Genomic DNA, 19,497 nt, shown 5'->3' on the forward strand with positions numbered 1-19,497 from the left:
TTCTTACGACACGACAACACCTATGGTCTCCTTGCTCCACGGACCATCAACACCATGCTCTCACCACTTCCGTCTCGGTTTCTTGCAGCAGCCGCGCCCGGCCGGCTCGATCCGAAATGGGCGATGCTTACCGTGTATCTGACTGCGCAGCCCTTCGCCGGCTCCGTTCGGTCACGTGCCGTCTATCGCTTTGTCGGAACATTGCTCGGCGCTTGCGCGGCGATCGCGCTGGTGCCGGCCCTGGTCGATCAGCCCGCTTTATTGTCGGTTCCCGTCACCGCCTGGGCCGGGCTCTGCCTCTGGTCTCGACGATCCCGCGCCGACGCTGATCTCCTACGCGCTGTGGACGTCGGCTTGCCGGCCGATCGCCGCGATCCAGCTGTGATCTTCCCGACCATCACCGGCTTTCAATGCTCGAAAATATGCGTGGCACCCGCGCCGGTCGACTTCGCCATCTTCGTCATTCTGATCAAGATCTTCTACGTCGTTCTAGGAAAGCTGCCGCTATGACAATGATGAGTTCGACTTTTCCCCGCGTGATGCTCATTGTCCTGCTGGTGAGCGTCGCGGCACCGGTCGGCATCGGTATGTGGGAGCATTACGCGACGGCCCCGTGGACTCGCGACGGCCGCGTCCGCGCCGACATCATCGCAGTCGCCCCGGACGTTTCCGGCCTTGTCGACGAGGTCCTCATCAAAGATAACCAGCTCGTCCGCAAAGGCGACGTCATGCTGCGACTGGATGCCGAACCTTTTCGCTTAGCGGTAAGCCAAGCAGAGGCCGCCTTGGCCAACCGCGAAGCTGCAGCCGAGAAGGCCGCCGGCGATCGCGCACGATACGAGAAGCTAAGCGAGGGAGTCGTTTCGCAGCAGCAGCGCGAGACGATCCGCGCCGCGGACCTGCAGGCAAAGGCTCTGTACGATCAGGCTACCGCCGATCTCGCGATCGCTCGTCTCAACCTTGACCGATCCGAAATCCGTGCGCCCGCAAACGGCCGCGTGACCCAACTCGACTTGCGACCAGGCACCTATGTTACCGCGGGGCGCGGCATCCTGGCGCTGATGGATACCGACACCGTGCGCGTCGAAGGCTATTTCGAGGAAACCACGCTCCCTCAGATTCATGTCGGCGACGTCGCCGCTGCGAGGCTGATGGGTGGAGCTAAACTGCGCGGCCGAATCGAAAGTATCGCCAGAAGTATCGACGATCGCGATAAACCACTGGGCACAAGCCTCCTGGCCAGCGTCAATCCTTTCTTCTCCTGGGACAGGCTCACCCAGCGCATCACGGTCCGGATCCATATCGAGAGCAAGGATATCGATCGTCTGATCGTGGGAGCAACCGCGATGGTCGAGGTTGTCGGCAAGGCGCAGTCGGGCAGACTAAAGCCTCGCCCTAGTGGCCGAGCCGGTCCTTAACGCGCGAGCTTGTTGGTCGGCCGGACGGCTCGTTTACAAGATCGTCGCTGTTTGGCAGCCGGCAGAACCTCTCTAGCTAAACGATCACGCCATCCATCGCGGCCACCCGGGCCAGATGGAAGTCGGCATCGCCGAGCTGACTCTCGATCATGGTCAGGCGCTTGAAATAATGGCCGATGCGGTATTCCATCGTCACGCCGACACCACCATGCAGATGTACGCCGCCCTGACCGATGAACCGTGCGGAGCGGCCGATCTGCACCTTGGCGGCGGCAATAGTTTTGGCGCGTTCATCCATGTCAATGAAGGTCGATGCCATCGATGCGAGATAGGACATGCTGCGCGCCATCTCCAGCGCGGTGAACATGTCGGCGGCGCGGTGCTGCAGCGCCTGAAACGAACCGATCGCGACGCCGAACTGCTTGCGCTCCTTGATGTACTCCACGGTAATCTTCAGCGCTTCTTCCATTGCGCCGACCGCCTCGGCACAGAGCGCGATGCGGGCATCGTCGGCGACCTGCTCAATGATCGCCAGGCCGTTCTCGGCATCACCGATCACCGCATCGCCACCGACCTCGACATTCTCGAACCTGATATCGGCGGCGCGGCTGCCGTCTTGGGTGTCGTAGCCGCGGATCTCGATGCCTTTGGCATTGGCCGGCACCAGAAACACGCCGATGCCCTTGCGATCGCGCTGGCCACCTGCGCTGCGCGCCGTAACGACCAGCGTATCGGCAGTGTCGCCATGACCTACGACGAATTTCTCGCCGTTCAGCACGTAGCTGGATCCGTTCTTCCGGACCGATGTCGAAATGTCATTGAGTTCATAGCGAGAGTCGTGTTCGACATGGGCGAAGGCCAGCGTTGTTGAGCCGTTTATCACCCCCGCGAGATGCGCGGCGCGCTGTTCGGCAGCCCCCCGGCGCAGGAGGCCGCCGCCGAGCACGACCGTGTCGAAATACGGCTCGACTACGAGATATCGGCCGAGCGCTTCCATCACGATCATGGTTTCGATTGGCCCGGCGCCGAAGCCACCGTCGTCCTCTCCGAACGGCAGGCCGAGCAGCCCCTGTTCGGCAAATTTGCCCCAGATCGCCTGGCTGTAACCGCCCTGCTCGCCACGATGCTTGTTGCGCTTCTGGAAATCATAGGACGTCTTCAAAAGACCGTCGACGCTGTCTTTGAGCAGACGCTGCTCCTCGGAGAGATCAAAATCCATCTGTCTTATCCTCTGGGATTCCGAATGGAGGCGCTCCAGCCCCTGCGAGGCACGTCCGGACTGATGTCGCGGGACTCGTCGCGGCAGCCACCCGGCCGTTCGGGATTTTAGATCGGTCGCGCGCGGAACTGGCGCCGGTTCGCTGGATCAGAGCCCCAGCACCGCCTTGGCGATGATGTTGCGCTGGATCTCGCTCGAGCCACCATAGATCGACACTTTGCGGTAGTTGAAATAGGTCTGCGCGATCGGGGCGGCCCAATCAGTCTTCTCGTCTTGGCCCCCGTTCTCCGCTGCGAAGCGCAGCGCGAATGGACCGGCGACTTCGAGCAGCAGCTCGGTGAGCGTTTGTTGGATCTCCGAGCCCTTGAGCTTGAGAATCGAGGAGGCAGGATCCGGCTTGTTCTTGCCATGCTTGCTTTCCGCCGCGACGACGCGCATCTGGGTCAGTTCGAGCGCTTTCAGCTCGATCTCGGTGGCCGCCAGCTTCTGGCGAAATTGCGGATCCTCGATCAGCGGGCGACCGCCCGAATTTGTCTGCGAAGCCAGCTCCCTGATGCGAGCTATCCGCGCCTTGGAAATGCCGACACGGGCAATGTTGACGCGTTCGAGACCGAGCAGGAATTTGGCATAGTCCCAGCCCCTGTTCTCCTCGCCGACGAGGTTCTCTGCCGGTACGACGACTTCGTCGAAGAAAATCTCGTTGATCTCGACCCCACCATCGATCATCTCAATAGGCCGGCAACTGATGCCCTTCGATTGCATGTTAATCAGCAGGAAGGAAATGCCGGCCTGCTTCTTCGCTCCGGGGTCGGTGCGGCACAGGCAAAAGATCCAGTTCGCGTGCTGCGCGAGGGTAGTCCAGGTCTTTTGACCATTGACGATATAGGTGTGGCCCACCTTCTTCGCCGTGGTCTTCAGCGAAGCGAGGTCCGAACCTGCCCCCGGCTCCGAGAACCCCTGGCACCACCAGTCGTCCATGTTGGCGATCCGAGGCAGGAAATGGTTCTGCTGTTGCTCGTTGCCGAAGGTGTAGATCACCGGCCCGACCATGTTGGCGCCGAATGGGAGGGGCGACGGCGCGGGATATTTCTGCAACTCCTCGAGAAAGATGTACTGCTTGGCTGCGCCCCAGCCGGTGCCGCCATGCGCCACCGGCCAATGCGGCACGCTCCAACCCTTCCTGTTCAGGGTGCGTTGCCACGCCACCTGCTCGTCCTTGGTGATGTGGCGCGTTTCCACCAGCTTACGGCGCACCACGGGATCGACATTTTGCTGAAGAAATGTGCGGACTTCGTCGCGAAACGCCAACTCCTCCTGGGTAAAGTTCATGTCCATCGCGAATATGATCTCCAAACGACGTGAGCGATTTATCTTGCGACCACAGGGCGCGTCGCCCCGTCGCGACTTATCGGCGACGCGGTTAGTCGCTGCAGATTTGGTCGGCGGGAGCGACTTCGCCTAGTGCGGCATCACCGCCGCCGGCTCTCGCCTGATCCAGAAAATGTATCGCCTGCCGCCAAAACGGGTGATGCTATGCAACGTCATGCCGATCGCGGACAAGATGATCAGAATGGCGAAGACGCCAGTGATATCCAGATTGAAATTGTAGGTCATGATTAAGTAACCGAGACCGGCCTGGGCGCCGACGAATTCGCCGACGATAGTGCCGATCACCGCCAGCACCGATGCGATCTCGAGACCGGCAAAGATCAGCACGAGCGCCGACGGGATGCGCAAACGTATCAGGGTCTGCATGTTCGTGGCCCCGTAGGCTTTCATCATGTCGAGCTGGTCGCGGTCCGTCGCGTGAAAGCCGGAGATGACGCTGACCAAGATCGGGAAAAAGCAGATCAACGCGGTGATCACCACTTTCGAGGTCAACCCATAGCCGAACCAGATGACCAGGAGCGGCGCCACCGCCACCTTGGGCACCGTCTGCAGGGCGACGAGATATGGATAAACCAGCCGTTCGACCGCGGGCACCAGGGACACGAGGGCGCCGACCACGAGGCCTGAGACAATCCCGACGAAGAACCCGATCAGGATCTCGCTGAGAGTGACCATAAGATGCGGCCAGATCGCGCCTTCAACTAACATGTGAAACAGCCGAACGACGATGCCACTCGGCGCCGGCAACACCAAGGGCGAGACATCAAACAAGCGACAGACGCCCTCCCAGATCACCAGTAGGACGATGGCGAGACAGGTGACTTGAGCGCTCTGCACGAGTTTGGCCAGCTTCGCATTCTTCATAGTGACGTCACCATCGGAGCTTCCGAGCCGAAGATCGTGCGGATTTGATCGCAAATTTCGCCGAAACGTTTGTTCGCCATCGTCTTGAGGCTTCTCGGGCGCTCGATGTCGACATCGATGATCTGGGAAATGCGCCCCGGCCGCGGCGACATGACGACGACGCGGTCACCGAGCAGCACCGCTTCGGGAATGCTGTGCGTGATGAACAGCACCGTCTTTTTCTCTTCCGAACATACCCGCATCAGCTCGACATTCAGCGACTCCCGCGTCATCGCGTCGAGCGCGCCGAACGGCTCGTCCATGAGCAGGACCTTGGGCTCGCGCATCAATGCACGACAGATCGCAACGCGTTGCTGCATGCCACCCGACAACTCGAACGGGTACTTTCTGGCAAAATCGGCCAGCCCCATGAACGCCAGAAGACTTTCCGCGCGGCGCCGCGTCGCCTCCGAGCGATCTTTCTTGAGGTGAGGCGACAACAGCACGTTGTCGAGCACCGTGTTCCACGGCAGGAGGAGCGCTTGCTGGAAGACGATGCCAACGTCGGCACGTGGACCACGCAGCATCTCGCCGTCAAAATCGACGACGCCCGAGGTAACGGACGTCAATCCGGCCAGAATGCGCAGAAGCGTCGTCTTGCCACATCCGCTCGGCCCGACCACCGAAACGAACTCGTTCTGCTCGATGGCCAGATTGACCTTGGCGAGCGCCGTCACGACCTCGCCGGAATGCGTGACGAATTTCTTGTCGATGTTCTCGATCTTGATGAGCGTGCGACGCTGATCCGGCATCGACCGATCGGACGCGCTTACGGGCGAGGGCAACATGAATGGATCTCGTTCACTGGATGGCGGACGACTGGTCTTGTTTCCGGAATGACGGCTACGGAGCGGCAACTCATTGCAGTGACTTGAGGTCGAATTCCTTCGCCTGCTTGACGATCTTCGCGCGGTCGTACTTGTTGATCTCGTCGACGAATTCGCGCGTGAACATCCGTGAAGCCGGGACGGGCTTGCTGATCTGCCCGCCCTGCAGCAGGAAGTCACTGAGATCATTCCAGCGCGATTCGATGAACTCCCCGCGCTTGTCTCCGAGCTCCTCGTCGGACCAGCCATCCAGCGTCGAGATCATTTTGAGGCCGCGCGCGAGCTTCTGCTCCGGGGTGCCTTCCGCCGGCTTGCTCTCGGGATAGAGCTTCCACGTCAGCAAGACGCAGGCCGGACGATTCGCCAGGCAGAAGTCCAAGCCCTTCGCCAGTGCACGGCCGAAGCCGATCAAGAGCTTGGGCTGCTGCTTGATCGTTTCGCGCTTGGCCAGCAACGACACGTCGGGCAGCAACGCGAGCTTCTTGTCGATCGGTAATTGGCGGACCGGCGAGCCCGCGATGTCGAAGGTGACATTCGCGGTCTCCCAGAACACCAGGGCGTCCACCACCTTCTGCTTCATTGCGGCCATCGCCTGGCCGCCGGCTCCGATGGGCACGAACGTCACGTCGCGATCGGGATCAAGACCGGCCCCGCGGAGATAGGCCTTGCCGTAGTTCATCGCGGCGCTGCCTAGCGCGGTGACGCCGATCCGCTTGCCCTTGAGCTCCGCCACGGCGTGGATCGGGCTATCTACGGGCACCGAGATCGACCAGATGTTGCGATACTCGACGCTAGAGAAGTATTGCAGATCGAGCGGCGCGGCGGCACCCTCTTGCATGCCGATGACCGCCTGGGCTGGGCTGGCCCAACCAATGGGCGCGTTGCCGCTGGCCACTTGGATGGCAACCTCGTTGGAGCCCGCGACCAACAGGTAGCTGACGTCGAGCCCTTCCTGATCGAGATAGCCGAGATACTTGGCGGCAAGGAACGGAGCGATCGCCTCGTTGGCATTACGCTGAGGGAGCAAGACATTGATCTTATCCGCGGCCGCGGCATTCCCCGCCGTCGACATCGTTGCGATGGCGAGAAAGAGTACGAGAACCTTGTTCATCATGCGATCCTCCCGAAACACTGTTTTATGATACCTGCGCCAAGCTAGTCGACTCATCACTCGTATACAAGTTGTTTGCTCGCTTACGAGCGATAAAGCTTTGGTCATATCGACGCAGTAATTTGGGCAAATGCCCCGATCTGCGTCATTCGCCGGCTCGACTTGCCCGAGCGAGCCGACACATGCCGTCGACGCAAGATCGAAGTCAGCCAACCGCCGGCGCGCGATTCATCGACGCAAACGAACCGCCTTCGCTGGCGAGACGCGCAAGTAGCGGAGTTGGCCTCAGAGCCGGGTCGTTGAGGCGCTGTGCAAAGAATTCGAGCCGCTCGACGATCGTCTTCAGTCCGACTTGATCGGCATAAAACATCGGTCCGCCGCGATGGATCGGCCATCCGTAGCCGTACAGCCAGATCACATCGATATCGCTTGGGCGTGCGGCGATGTTCTCTTCGAGAATGCGCGCGCCTTCGTTGATCATGGGATAGATCATGCGCTCTAGGATCTCCTCGTCGTCGATCGCACGACGACGCAAGCCCAGCCGTTCGCAGGTCTGCTCGATCAAGCGCTCGACTTCAGGATCCGGAAGCGGTGCCCGAGATCCCGGCTCGTAGCGATAGTAGCCCTTTTGGGTCTTTTGCCCGAGGCGGCCGGACTCACAGATGGCGTCGGCTATGTCCCAACGGATGCCGCGATCCTGACGCGATCGCCAGCCGATATCGAGGCCAGCAAGATCACCCATGGCGAACGGCCCCATCGGAAGGCCGAACCGGGTCATCACCGCGTCGACCTGCTCGGGAAGAGCCCCGCTCCTGAGCAACGACTCTCCCTGCCAACCTCGCACGGCGAGCATGCGGTTGCCGACGAAGCCGTGGCAAACGCCGACGACCACGGCCGTCTTGCGGATCCGCCGAGCCAGCGTCGTCGCGGTCAGCAGCACGTCGGGAGCCGTCTGGTCGGCGCGCACGATCTCGCACAGCTTCATAATGTTGGCTGGCGAGAAGAAGTGCATGCCCACAACGTCCTGCGGACGCTTTGTGACCGCGGCGATCTCATTGATATCGAGATAGGAGGTGTTGGTGGCGAGCAACGCCCCCGGTTTGGCATGAGCGTCGATGGCGGTGAACACCTGTTTCTTGACCGCCATCGTTTCGAACACCGCTTCGATCACCAGATCCGCGTCCGCGACATGCTCAAGCCCGACCTTGCCGTCGATCAGCGCCATACGCTTGGCCGGCTCGTCCGCCGCGATACCGCTACGCGCCGCGGTGGCGTCCCAGTTCTTCCGCATCATGCCGAGGCCGCGGTCGAGCTGTTCCGCGCCGGTGTCGATCAGCGTCACCGGAATGCCGGCATTGGCGAAGGCCATCGCGATGCCGCTGCCCATGGTCCCGGCGCCCACGATGGCCACCCGCTCGACCGGGCGCGGCTGGGTGCCGTCCGGGACGCCCCGGAGCTTGGCCGCTTCGCGCTCGGCAAAAAAGGCGTAGCGCTGGGCCTTGGACTGATCGTCGGACAGCAGCTTCAAAAAGCACTCGCGCTCCTTGTCCAGCGCCTCCTCGAACGGCAAGTCGAGCGCCCAGCTCACGGCGTCCGCGCAAGCCAGCGGCGCGATCAACCCTCGCGATTTCTTGGTGGCGCTTGCCGCTGCCGCAGTGAACAGCGAACGGTCGGCCCTGGCGGCAACGAGTTTGGAGTCATCCGTCCGCAGCAACCGCAGCGGGCGACGCTCGGCGACAACCTTCTCGGCGAACGCGACCGCACCTGACGTCGTGCTGTCCACAATCTCGTCGACGAGGCCGCGCTCCAGCGCTTCCGCCGCGCCAATCGGCTCGCCGCTCACGATCATCCTGACGGCCAGCTCCGGGCCAACCGCGCGCGGCAGCCGCTGCGTGCCCCCCGCACCGGGCACAAGGCCGAGCTTGACCTCGGGCAGGCCGAGCTTGGCGTCCTTGACGGCGACGCGGAAATGGCAACCGAGCGCGAGTTCGAGGCCGCCGCCGAGGGCGGTGCCGTGGATCGCCGCAATGACCGGCTTGGCGCTCGCCTCGATGCCGGCAATTACGTCACTGAGACGCGGATGTTGCGGGGGCTTGCCAAACTCGGTGATATCAGCGCCAGCAATGAACGTCCGACCAGCGCAGGCGATCACGATGACCTCGACGGTACCATCCGCATTGGCGGCGTTGACGCTATCGAGAACCCCGCCACGGACAGCTGCGCTGAGTGCGTTCACCGGCGGCGAATCGATGGTGATGACCGCACAACGTTTGACCATCGCAAGCTTAACGACTTCACTCACTTGGATTTCCCTATTCGACCGAATTGATCATTGCCGGACGAACGCCGGATCAAGCCGATCGGGCGCGCTCCAAGACAGCCCTCGGATTCCGTTCAGTGGATGATTTCGAACAGGCCCGCGGTGCCCATCCCGCCACCGACGCACATGGTAGCTACGCCGTATTTGGCTTTGCGGCGGCGGCCTTCGATCAGCAAATGTCCCGCCAAGCGTGCGCCACTCATGCCGTAGGGATGGCCCATGGCGACGGCACCGCCATTGACGTTCAACTTGCCGGGATCGATGCCAAGCTTATCCCGGCAGTACAGCACCTGCACCGCGAAGGCTTCGTTCAGCTCCCACAGATCGATGTCGTCGACCCGCAAACCGTGACGCTCGAGAAGGCGCGGCACGGCGTAGATCGGGCCGATGCCCATTTCGTCCGGCTCACAGCCCGCCGAAACAAATCCACGGAAGATGCCGAGCGGCTTCAAGCCGCGTTTCGCCGCCTCGCCGTCGCTCATGATCACCATAGCGCTGGCTCCGTCCGACAACTGGCTCGCATTGCCCGCCGTGATGCATCCACCTTCGCGCACCGGCTTGAGCTTGGCGAGTCCCTCCGGCGTGGTGTCGCGCCGAGGCCCCTCATCCTGGACGAGCTGGACGTCTTTCAGACTCGTCTGCTTGGTTTCCTTGTCGGTGATCGACATCGAGGTCGACAGCGGCACGATCTCGTCGTCGAACTTTCCGCTGTCTTGCGCCGAAGACGTCCGCATCTGGCTCTCGAAGGCGTACTCATCCTGACGCTCACGGGAAATGCCGTAGCGTTTGGCGACGACCTCGGCGGTGTCGAGCATCGGCATGTAAACCTCCGGCTTCATCGTCATCAGCACGGGATCGACGGCCCGGTAGGTGTTGGCATGTTCGTTCTGCACCAGGCTGATCGATTGACCACCGCCGCCGACGGCGATCCGGACGCCGTCGTGGATCACTGACCGAGCCGCGATGGCGATCGCCTGTAATCCCGAAGCGCACAAGCGATCGACCGTCGTGCCCGACACCGACACCGACAGACCCGCGCGCAGCAACGCCTTGCGAGCAATATTTCCACCGGTCGTGCCTTGTTGCATCGCCGCGCCCATGACGACGTCCTCGACCTCGTTCGGATCGACAGCCGCCCGCTCCACAGCAGCTTTGATCGCTTCACCCAGCAGGGTGGCGCCATTTGTATTATTGAGAGCACCGCGATAGGCTTTTCCGATCGGTGTGCGCGCGGTCGAGACGATAACAGCGTCAGTCATTCCATGATTTCCACTTCAGGCCGAACGAGAAGAGAGTTGATCGCGCAGCGCTTGCCGCGACAGTTTTCCGACGTTGGTGCGGGGCAGGTCTTCGACAAAATCGAGTTCCGATGGCAATTCATGCTTGCCAATCTTGCCCGCGAGAAAAGCGCGAAGATCGTCAATCGTGAAGCGCTCGGCTCCCTGCCGCAGGGTGATGTAAGCCTTGGCCGCCTCGCCGCGATACTGATCGGGAATCCCGATCACCATCACTTCTTTCACGTCGGGATGGGTGTAGATCGCTTGCTCGATCAGTTGCGGATAGACGTTGAAGCCGCCGGAAATGATGAGGTCCTTCTTGCGATCGACAAGGTAGAACCAGCCTTCTGCGTCCATGTATCCGATGTCGCCGGTGAGGAAGCGGTCGCCAATGAACCACTCCGATCGCTCCGCGTCCCGCTTCCAATATCCGCTGGTCACATTCGGTCCGCGAATAATCAGTTCGCCGACCTCGCCAGCCGGCAAGACACGATGCGGGTCGTCGTGCGCGACGACTTCGATCGCGATACCCGGCAGCATCAATCCGATCGACTCCGGCTTGTCAGGGCCGTCCGAAGGATGTGTCGTGCCGGGCGACGACGTCTCCGTCATGCCCCAGCCGCTACGGAGCCGGAGCCCCGTCTTGCGCTCGAGGATCGCGGCGACCTCGACCGGCAGTGGCGCGCCGCCCGAACTGCAGACCGCCAGCGACGACAGGTCGCGGCGATCCAGATCGGGAAGACTAGTGACGGCGATCCACATCGTCGGGACGCCCGGAAACACGGTGGCGCGATTGACTTCGATGTCGCGCATGATCGTTTCGAGATCGAAACGCTGATGGAGGGAGATCAGATCGCCATAGCGCAGTCGCTTCATCAGGATGAGCGTCAACGCATAGATATGAAACAGGGGCAATGCGCAGATGACGCGCTCGGGTGCCTTTCGTTTCGCTCGAAACGATCGCGTCCAGATTTCGCGAATCGAGACGGCGGCGGTCAGATTGCGGTGCGTGAGCATCGCGCCTTTCGGCAGACCGGTGGTGCCTCCCGTATATTGCAGCAGCGCGACATCGCCGGGGTCCACGTCCGGCCATTTAGCGGGACGTGGCGCGCCTGCGATGAAGTCGGAGTACGTGACGATGTCCGGCCGGCTCGAAAATGGGGCCAACTTGTTGTCGGCCTGACCCCACGCCTCGTCTTCGCAGAGAATGATGCGATCGATGACGCCGGCGTCGAGAAATGCCAGCGCACGCGGAAACATCGCCGACAGATTGCTGGTCACCACCACGCGGGCGTCACTGTCCGTCAGCTTGTGCTTGAGCGTGATTTCGCCGTCGAGCGGGCTGAGATGAACGATGCGCGCGCCCGCCTTGAGAGCACCGAAGAAGTTGATCGGATGATCCGGCGTGTTGCCGAGAAACAGCCCGATGGTCGTGCCGCGCCCAAGACCGCTCCGAAGATAGGCGGCCGCCGCATCAGCGGCCTTGTCGTTCAACTCTTCATAGCTGATCTGGCGGTCGCGAAACTCGATTGCTGGACGATCGCCGAATTGCCGAGCGGATTGCTCTAAAAGCTCCGGCACGAGCCCCGTCGCGATCGGCTCGTCCCAACGAACACCTTCTGGATAGAATTCTTCGCCTGGGTAGTGCACTCAAGATTCTCCGAGAAACGTAGCCCTGCGACAACGGAAGGCGGAGGTTGGAAATGCCCGGAACTCCCGTTGCGCTACGACGGTCGCGCCTGGTCACGTCGGTCGTCATCGCTGATACCGACCTTCCATCTGCGACACTATTTCGGCTATCACTCGTATGCAAGCACAAAACTCGTCTACGAGTGCTTGGCTTGGTGGCCGTCCAGCGCTTTGCCGGCAGCCAGAGAATCTTGAGTCCCCCTCGGCAAGGACGCGCCCCTTCGGTTGCGATCGGCCGCCTTCGACAGCAGACAGCAACCAGCTTGGTAACGCCCGGTCTAGACAGCGGCGCAGCTCGATGGCTGGCGGCCGGCGGGGTTGCGCCGCACCGCCGCATGGACGGCGCTATCGGCCGGGCGCTCTCAGCTCCGGCAGCACGAATTCACCTTTGTCGAGGACGTGAATGTCATCCAGCCAAAGACTGCAGCCCTGCAGGGGAATGTCGAGGTGGCAAGGCGTGTCGTTGGTCCCGCCGAGCTCGGTATTCGGCCCGGTCGAAAACAGCACGTTGCCGTAGAACGACAGTGCATTCATGATGTGCTCGGATGCGAGCTGCGACGTCGAGGCGATATGATGCCACTTGGCGCGCTCGTTGGACCCCCAACCGATGTGGGAGATCGCCCAGCCTCGCGGATCGCCGAAGCTTTCGATGTAGTTCTTGATGAGAAGCGCATCCGGGCCTTCACCCTGAAGGTCCACGATGTAGCCCTTCTCGACCTTGAGCGTCACCGGCGACTGAACGTAACGCTTGAATGCGCAAAGGATGTCGCCCGGCCTCAGCACAACAGTGCCGTCGACCTGGCCATCGGTCGCCTGGGTGAATGCGAATCCCGACGGCCAGTGATCCCAGCGGCCCGGCTCGTCGGTGTAGCCGTATTCGGAGATGACGGGATATTGGCTCAGGCCGTAAGTCACGTCGGTGCCGCCGGGCGATGTGATCCTCATCTTCTTTGCCGACTGCAGCATTGTGCGCGACAGTTCGGTCCGCCGGCGAAGGTCTTCGGTTGGGAACATCTGCTTCAGGATGTGGAACGGCTCCATCACGCGCAAAATGCGAGCGCCGGCCGCCTGAATCTCCGCCTGCTCGGCCGAGAACAGAAGCCCGAGCAGGTCGATCACCAGATCGGCCCGCTTGAGCGTGTCGATCGCCGGTTGATTGCCGGTCAGCGCGTGACGGCCCTGAACCCCGGCAATCTTGTGCTGGCCGTATTTCGGCACGTTGACGTGAAACGTCGTCGCACCGAGGCTCTGCGCCGCAAGCATGAAGGTCTGGGCGTATTCCGGGTGATCGTCACCGCCGCTCAAAACCGCGACCACCTCGCCGTTCTTTACTTTGCAGAGCTCGAGTTCGGCCTTGAAGACGTCGAGCATCTCCACATCGACTACGGTCTTTGCCACTCATCTCTCCTGTCTTTGCTCACGATGTGCTCGCCTGGGCGCTCGTCGGATCCGCGGCGCTTTAGGCTCGATGCGCCTCCGGGTGCCGGCCGAAATAAGGGGGGCCGCTTTACGAGACCGATGTCCGGCCGTCGGCCGGTCGCCGCTGCGTAGCCTCAGCCCCACCCTGCATCACACGATACAAACGCGATAACTTGCGTGCAAGCGGTAAACTTGCTCTCAAGCACACGACTTGTAAGCAAGTGGACCGGCGGTGTATCGTGGCACGCGCGCTGGGGTCGGTGCACGTTGTCGATCCGTTCGCTCCCTGGCACGACGGCGGGTCGCCGCCGCTAACTTTGCCGCCCCATTAAACTCTCCGACCACGACGGCACCCATCCGGTGCGCTGGTCGATTTCGTCCGCCAATGCTGAAAGCGTCACTTGAAACAGACCGCCCGAAAGATGATCCGCCCCGCCACCGTCGCAAGATCCGCTGACGATTACGCCCTCGATGACCAGCCCGGCTTCTTGCTGCGAGTGGCGCTGAAGACCCACACTGCGTTCCTGACGGCCGGGATGATCGAAGGCTTGACTGCTCCGCAATTCTCGACGCTCGCCAAACTCCTCGAGGTCGGACCTTGCTCGCAAAACCACCTCGGGCGCCTCATCCACTATGATTCGGCGACGATCACCGGCGTGATCAATCGATTGAAGATCCGCGGCCTAATCGAAAGCGTCGTCGATCCTCTTGATCGCCGCCGCGTGGCAATCGACCTGACCGAGAGGGGGCGCGTGGTGGCGGCCGACGCCATCGTGAGAATTCGGGAGATTTCGCGGGAAACGTTTTCGGCGCTAACGACCGCAGAGCGCGAGGCCCTGGTGGCTTTGCTGAAAAAGGTGATACGCCGATGACTGCAGCACTGGTGATGTCCCTCGATCAGCTCCAAGCCCGCCTGTCCCGCAATCACATGGCCGCGTGGATGGGTTTGTCGATCACCTCCGCGGCTGCCGGCCGGATCGTGTTGTCAGCTCCCTGGCGCGAGGAATTCATTTCGAACCCGGAGCATCGCTTTGCTCACGGCGGCATTCTCGCAACGCTGCTGGATACCGCAGGGTCCTACGCGGTCGCGACCAGGCTGGGCCGGCCGCCGCAAACTATCGACATGCGCGTCGATTATCTGCGCCCCGCTTACGAGGCTACGTTGACCGTCGAGGCGACCGTCTTTCACTACGGACGGACGGTGGCGACCGTCGACGCGCAGGTGTCCAATCCCGACAACCTCACTCTTGCCGTCGGCCGCATGGTGTTCCTGACCGCCGATCAGCGAGCGGGGCGGCCGGCCTCGTAGAATCTAAGCGCGGGACTGCAGCAATGTGCCGATGATCGACAAAAATCCGTCCGTATCGTCGATCTGCATCTGATGCCCTGCTGTCTGCAACCGCCGAATGTCGATCGCCGGGACCAGTCCGCGGATCTCGGTTTCGTCTTCCGGCCGGATGACCCCACCTCGCCCGGCGACGACCAGGGCGGTCCGCACGCCGAGATGGGCGAGATCGAAATGAATGTCGTCGCTGTGGAACCCGTGATGGGTTTCGATCAGCGCGCGTTCATCACAGGTGTGCAGCCACTCCGCCCGCGTGCGAATGTGCTGCTCGGGCCACGCCGGTGCATTGGGTCCGCGTAGCGCGACATCGGCCTCGCCGCGCTTGGCGTGCCGCAGGAGCTTGAGCAGCGGATCGATCGGGATCGGATAGGGGCGCCGCCCCGGTCCGGAGACCGGTGGGTCCACCAGAATCAGCAGTTCCACCGACGCAGCCCGCCAGCGTGCAGTGCGTATGCCGATCCGCGCCCCCATCGAATGCCCGAGTATCGTATGTCGGCCGAGTTGCAGGGCTTCGGCGAAGGCGGCCAGATCCGCCGCGCACGAATCCAGTGAGTAGCTGAGATGCGGTCCCGCTTCCGACAACCCGCGACCGCGGACGTCGAGCACATAGACGTCGTGATCGCCGGCCAGGCGCTCCGCGACGAAAGCCCATTGCGCGGCGGTGGTCGAAATGCCGGGCACAATGACGACGACCGGGCCTGCACCGCCGAACCTGAGATAATGCTGCCGAATGCCATTGGCACGGACATGGGCGCCATAGAGCAGCCGGGTCGCCGCGCCGCCGCTCATCTCGCGCCACCTGCCAAGGCCGCGGCTTCCGGCAACGCGGCGAGCCGCTGCAGGACCGCCTGTGTCGGCGCCACATCGGCATATTTGCTGGCGATGTCGAACAAATTGACCGCGTGCGAGGTCGGTGAGCGGTCGTAGACTGCGTCGCTCGGAACGATCGACTTGAAATTCAGCGCACAGGCGTCGACCACCGACGCCCGCACGCAGCCGCTGGTCGTGCAGCCCGTCACCACCAGCGAATCGACGCCGCCGCCGATCAGGTAAGTGGCGAGCGGCGTCCCGAAAAACGCGCTGGCTTGCGTCTTGGGCAGCAACAACTCGCCCGGCAGAGGGGCCGCTTCGCGGACGAACTCATAGCCTTCAGGTGGAATCTGCATGATCCCAGGAATCTTTGCGGAGAACGCGCCGTTGTCGTGCCCGATCTTGCGCGCGACGTGAGGAAAGATGACCGGCCATCCCTTCCCACGAAATAGCTCAATCAGCTCCGCGATCTGCGCGACCGCGCGCCATCCGGCCTCGCCGCAGCTCGTGGGATATTGCTTGATGGCGTCGCGGATCGGCATCGGCCGATCGCCCATCGAGCGGTACTGGACGTCGATCACCAGCAGCGCGGGCCGTCGGCCGAAGCCGGCTGCGCCGCCGAGCCCCGCCAGCGCGTAGGTCTCGCGCTCCTCGAGCGGAATGACGTCGTCCCAAGGCTGTTTGCTGGTCACGGCCGCGGCCCCCTCACTGAAGGGGCACAGTGGTCGCATCGTACTGGTAGATCCAGTCGAAGCGGGCCTTCGAGGCTTCGGGTGACCACTGGGTCTTGATGTAGGCACACGCCGTATCGACGGTGGTGAGCGCTTTGTTGTGAAAGATCGGCAGCATGCCAATCGCGGAATCCACGACCTTTCCGGTGCGATCGATCCGAAGCCCCTGATACGCCTCGAAGGCTTGGGTCGGATCGTTCGGCTGCTGTTCGAGACAGCGCGCCAGCACGACCGCGTCTTCCAGCGCCATGTTCACGCCCTGGCCGAGATATGGCGGCATCGAATGGCAGGCATCGCCCAGCAGGGTGACGCGGCCCCGCGACCAGGTCTTGAGCGGGGGCCGCACGAACAAGCCCCATTTGTTCAGCGTATCGACGTTCTTGACGAGCTCGATGATATCGGAGTGCCAGCCGACGAAATCACCGAGACATTCCTCGACCGATCCTTTCTCGGACCAGGACTCCAGCAACCAGTCGGCGCGATCGACCTGGCCGGAGAAGGTCATCATCATCGTGTCCTGCCAAAGGACCGGATAGGCCGTAACGTGAGCGGTCGGCCCGACCCATGTAGAAACCACATGCTCGCGCTGGTGTGGCGCCAGCCGATCGACCGGCACCAGCCCCCGCCAGGCGATGACATTGGTGTATTTGCTCTCGATCGAGCCGACGACCCCCGTCCGAACCTTGGAGTGTGCGCCGTCTGCTCCGATCAGGGCGCGGCCGTCGACCTCGGTGCCGTCGGCCAATTTGACGCGAACGGCCTGTTCGGTCTGACTGAAACCTGTCACGTGCGCGTTCAGATGGATGGCTCCCGGTTTCAGGCTTCGGACGCCATCGGTCAGGATCTTGAGCAGATGCGCGCGCAGCAGGAGATAAGGCTGATTGCCGGCAACGTCGGTCGCGCGATTATAGAGCGGCCAGCTTTCGCCGTTGCTCCAAAGGCGGATGTCACGCCTATCCGCGGCGATGCAGTTGTTCTCGACCTGCTCGGTCAGTCCGAGATCATGAAGAACACGCACGCCGTTCATCGAGATCCACAGCCCTGCACCAACCTCGCGCAATTCGGACGCCTGCTCGAAGACATCGCAGTCGATGCCGCGACGGAGCAGGGACAATGCCATCGCCAAGCCACCGATCCCGGCGCCGGCGATGAGGATGCTCGACTTGCTGACCTGTTCAATGCTCATAGTTTCTCCAGACGAAAGCGGCAATCTCTGCGAGGGGTTAGACGACATCGGCGTGTTCAGAAGCGTGCTCCGCCGCGAGACTCTTCACCGCTTCGATGATCTTGACGTAACCGGTGCACCGACAAAGATTGCCATGCAGGTGATGGCGGATCTCCTCGTCGGTCGGGTGAGGGTTTTCGTTCAGCAGCGCCGTGACGGACATGATGAAGCCGGGCGTGCAAAACCCGCACTGCAGGCCGCCGTGCAGAACGAAGGCTTTCTGAATCCGCGACAAGCCGCCAGCCGGCGTCACGCCCTCGATCGTCGTAACCTCGCGCTGATGCACGTCGACCGCGAGCGTGGTGCAGCTTGAGACCGGCTGGCCGTCAACCAGCATGGTACATGCACCGCAGACCTCCATGTCGCACGAGCGTTTGGTACCTTTGAGACCGAACCGGTCGCGCACCAGATCGATCAGCAGCGTGTGGGCGGCGATCTCGATCGACACCGCTTGGCCGTTCAGCGAAAACGAGATGGGCAGCATGTGCGTCACCGCGGCATCTCCCGGCGGGTCATGGCCTCTTCGGCGTTTCTCAGCAGAAGAACGCCGGCGAGGTGGCGCTTGTAGTCGGCGCCGCCGTGGCGATCGTCGTTGACCTCGAGTTCGTCCAGGGCATCAGCGAGCACCGCCTCGATCGCGGTCCGCCCATCGGCTATTGGACAGCCGGCGAGCGCTGCCTCGACCGCCTTGAGTGGCTGCGGCCGCGAGCCCAGTGCGCCGACCCGCACCCTGGCAGATCCGATGGTGTCCGCAGCCCCCATCGACCAGGCCATCGCGACGTTCACGGATGGTCGCTCGCCATGCTTGAAGCGCCGATAGGTCACCGGCCCGGTCGGACGCGGAAAGACGATCATCGTCAGCAACTCGTCGGGCTCTCTCACCGTTTCGAGCTCGCTGCGAATGAAATCGTCGGCTTCCACCGAGCGCGTGCCGCCGCCCCCCTGCAGCAACAGCCTGGCGTTCAACGCGGCGAACAAAGTCGGCGGATCCGCATGCGGCTCACCGAAACAGAGATTGCCGCCGATCGTCCCGACGTTGCGAACCCTGACATTCGCCACATTGGCGCAGAGCGCGGCCAGAGCCGGCACATGTCTGCGGAGGACGGGATCCTGGGCGATCATCCGGTGCGTGCAGCGCGAGCCGAGTTCGATCTCGTCGGCGTCGTTCAGCACGATGCGATCGAGCCCCGGGATGCTCTTGATATCGACAAGGCGATCGGTGCGGATCACGCGCATCTTCATCGCCAACAGCAGCTCGGTGCCGCCCGAATAGAACATTGCGTCGTCCGAGTCGCCGATGGCCGTGATCGCGTCGGCGATGGTCGTGGGTTTCTCGAATGTGAAAGGCAGCGGCAGCATGGCTAGGCGGCGCCGACGAGGTTCTTGAGCTTGACCTCGAACTCCTCAAAGTTCTGATCTACCCGGCGCTTGATAACTCCCAGCCCCATCGTGGCGAGCCGTCCCTGGATGTCGACCTTGGCATCTACCGCCAAGGTGGTGTCCAACCCATCGGCGGTCACGTTGACGTCGAGGTTGGCCGTCAAACGCGTACCGGTAAATTTGTCGCGGCCTGTCGCGCGGATGCGCACATTCGACGGCTCGGTGATCGCTTCAACCACGATGTCGGCAGGCACCTCGATCTTGAACGGACCGATCTTTTGTTTGACGGTCGCCTTGTAGGACACGAGCCGTTCGATCTCTTCGACGTTTTCGCAGCCGGGGATGCAAGATGAAATGCTCGGCACGTCGAGCAGCATCTTCCACAGCTCCGCGCGGGTCGCTGGGACGACCATCGACATGTTGAATTCCATGAG

At 62.3% G+C, this 19,497-nt stretch carries 19 protein-coding genes; 4 read left to right on the forward strand and 15 right to left on the reverse strand.

Annotated elements, in window-relative coordinates; genetic code table 11:
• Nucleotides 1–54: 54 nt before the first annotated feature.
• Nucleotides 55–510, forward strand: coding sequence for an FUSC family protein (locus DNX69_RS13915; RefSeq protein WP_110786563.1), 456 nt, complete (start codon nucleotides 55–57; stop codon nucleotides 508–510).
• Nucleotides 507–1,418: an HlyD family secretion protein gene (locus DNX69_RS13920; protein ID WP_110786564.1), complete on the forward strand. Its 912-nt coding sequence runs from the start codon at nucleotides 507–509 to the stop codon at nucleotides 1,416–1,418. The genes DNX69_RS13915 and DNX69_RS13920 overlap by 4 nt, the downstream gene beginning before the upstream one ends.
• A 76-nt stretch (nucleotides 1,419–1,494) precedes the next feature.
• On the opposite strand, the gene DNX69_RS13925 is transcribed toward DNX69_RS13920, so the two are convergent.
• The 9 genes from DNX69_RS13925 to DNX69_RS13965 form a co-directional block, all read right to left on the reverse strand.
• Entirely contained in the window at nucleotides 1,495–2,637 is a 1,143-nt protein-coding gene (locus tag DNX69_RS13925) for an acyl-CoA dehydrogenase family protein (protein WP_110786565.1), read from the reverse strand.
• Between the two features lie 147 nt (nucleotides 2,638–2,784).
• The gene (gene pimC, locus DNX69_RS13930; protein WP_110787624.1) at nucleotides 2,785–3,972 is read right to left on the reverse strand and encodes a pimeloyl-CoA dehydrogenase large subunit; all 1,188 of its coding nucleotides are present in this window, start codon (nucleotides 3,970–3,972) and stop codon (nucleotides 2,785–2,787) included.
• A 123-nt stretch (nucleotides 3,973–4,095) separates the two neighbouring features.
• On the reverse strand, nucleotides 4,096–4,890 hold the full coding sequence (locus DNX69_RS13935) for an ABC transporter permease (protein ID WP_110786566.1): 795 nt from the start codon (nucleotides 4,888–4,890) through the stop codon (nucleotides 4,096–4,098).
• Entirely contained in the window at nucleotides 4,887–5,681 is a 795-nt protein-coding gene (locus tag DNX69_RS13940) for an ABC transporter ATP-binding protein (protein WP_234826974.1), read from the reverse strand. Before DNX69_RS13940 ends, DNX69_RS13935 begins: the two co-directional genes overlap by 4 nt.
• Nucleotides 5,682–5,787: 106 nt before the next feature.
• A complete protein-coding gene (locus DNX69_RS13945; protein ID WP_165825262.1) occupies nucleotides 5,788–6,867 on the reverse strand; it encodes an ABC transporter substrate-binding protein in 1,080 nt (359 codons plus the stop codon).
• Between the two features lie 205 nt (nucleotides 6,868–7,072).
• A complete protein-coding gene (locus DNX69_RS13950) occupies nucleotides 7,073–9,169 on the reverse strand; it encodes a 3-hydroxyacyl-CoA dehydrogenase NAD-binding domain-containing protein (RefSeq protein WP_110786569.1) in 2,097 nt (698 codons plus the stop codon).
• Nucleotides 9,170–9,261: 92 nt separating this feature from the next.
• Nucleotides 9,262–10,446, reverse strand: a complete 1,185-nt coding sequence (locus DNX69_RS13955) for an acetyl-CoA C-acyltransferase (protein WP_110786570.1) — start codon at nucleotides 10,444–10,446, stop codon at nucleotides 9,262–9,264.
• Between the two features lie 15 nt (nucleotides 10,447–10,461).
• Complete coding sequence (gene pimA, locus DNX69_RS13960) at nucleotides 10,462–12,114, reverse strand: dicarboxylate--CoA ligase PimA (RefSeq protein ID WP_110786571.1); 1,653 nt, start codon at nucleotides 12,112–12,114, stop codon at nucleotides 10,462–10,464.
• A gap of 384 nt (nucleotides 12,115–12,498) precedes the next feature.
• Nucleotides 12,499–13,524, reverse strand: a complete 1,026-nt coding sequence (locus DNX69_RS13965) for a leucyl aminopeptidase (RefSeq protein ID WP_110787625.1) — start codon at nucleotides 13,522–13,524, stop codon at nucleotides 12,499–12,501.
• A gap of 449 nt (nucleotides 13,525–13,973) precedes the next feature.
• On the opposite strand from DNX69_RS13965, the gene DNX69_RS13970 reads away from it, so the two are divergent.
• On the forward strand, nucleotides 13,974–14,444 hold the full coding sequence (locus DNX69_RS13970) for a MarR family winged helix-turn-helix transcriptional regulator (protein ID WP_234826975.1): 471 nt from the start codon (nucleotides 13,974–13,976) through the stop codon (nucleotides 14,442–14,444).
• The gene (locus DNX69_RS13975) at nucleotides 14,441–14,881 is read left to right on the forward strand and encodes a PaaI family thioesterase (protein WP_110786572.1); all 441 of its coding nucleotides are present in this window, start codon (nucleotides 14,441–14,443) and stop codon (nucleotides 14,879–14,881) included. The genes DNX69_RS13970 and DNX69_RS13975 overlap by 4 nt, the downstream gene beginning before the upstream one ends.
• 3 nt (nucleotides 14,882–14,884) lie before the next feature.
• On the opposite strand, the gene DNX69_RS13980 is transcribed toward DNX69_RS13975, so the two are convergent.
• From DNX69_RS13980 to DNX69_RS14005, 6 genes are read right to left on the reverse strand one after another with little or no spacing between them, the layout of a single operon-like run.
• Nucleotides 14,885–15,706, reverse strand: coding sequence for an alpha/beta fold hydrolase (locus tag DNX69_RS13980; RefSeq protein ID WP_110786573.1), 822 nt, complete (start codon nucleotides 15,704–15,706; stop codon nucleotides 14,885–14,887).
• Nucleotides 15,703–16,419: an isochorismatase family protein gene (locus tag DNX69_RS13985; RefSeq protein ID WP_234826976.1), complete on the reverse strand. Its 717-nt coding sequence runs from the start codon at nucleotides 16,417–16,419 to the stop codon at nucleotides 15,703–15,705. The genes DNX69_RS13980 and DNX69_RS13985 overlap by 4 nt, the downstream gene beginning before the upstream one ends.
• Nucleotides 16,420–16,432: 13 nt before the next feature.
• A complete protein-coding gene (locus DNX69_RS13990; protein ID WP_234826977.1) occupies nucleotides 16,433–17,692 on the reverse strand; it encodes an FAD-dependent monooxygenase in 1,260 nt (419 codons plus the stop codon).
• A complete protein-coding gene (locus tag DNX69_RS13995) occupies nucleotides 17,682–18,167 on the reverse strand; it encodes a (2Fe-2S)-binding protein (protein ID WP_349626972.1) in 486 nt (161 codons plus the stop codon). Before DNX69_RS13995 ends, DNX69_RS13990 begins: the two co-directional genes overlap by 11 nt.
• Nucleotides 18,168–18,172: 5 nt before the next feature.
• Nucleotides 18,173–19,042 (reverse strand): FAD binding domain-containing protein, encoded by an 870-nt coding sequence (locus DNX69_RS14000; protein WP_110786576.1) that lies wholly within the window; start codon nucleotides 19,040–19,042, stop codon nucleotides 18,173–18,175.
• A gap of 2 nt (nucleotides 19,043–19,044) precedes the next feature.
• Complete coding sequence (locus tag DNX69_RS14005) at nucleotides 19,045–19,494, reverse strand: CoxG family protein (protein WP_110786577.1); 450 nt, start codon at nucleotides 19,492–19,494, stop codon at nucleotides 19,045–19,047.
• Between the last annotated feature and the right edge of the window lie 3 nt (nucleotides 19,495–19,497).

Origin of the sequence: Rhodopseudomonas palustris (assembly GCF_003226555.1) — a bacterium.
Lineage (GTDB): Bacteria > Pseudomonadota > Alphaproteobacteria > Rhizobiales > Xanthobacteraceae > Rhodopseudomonas > Rhodopseudomonas palustris_I.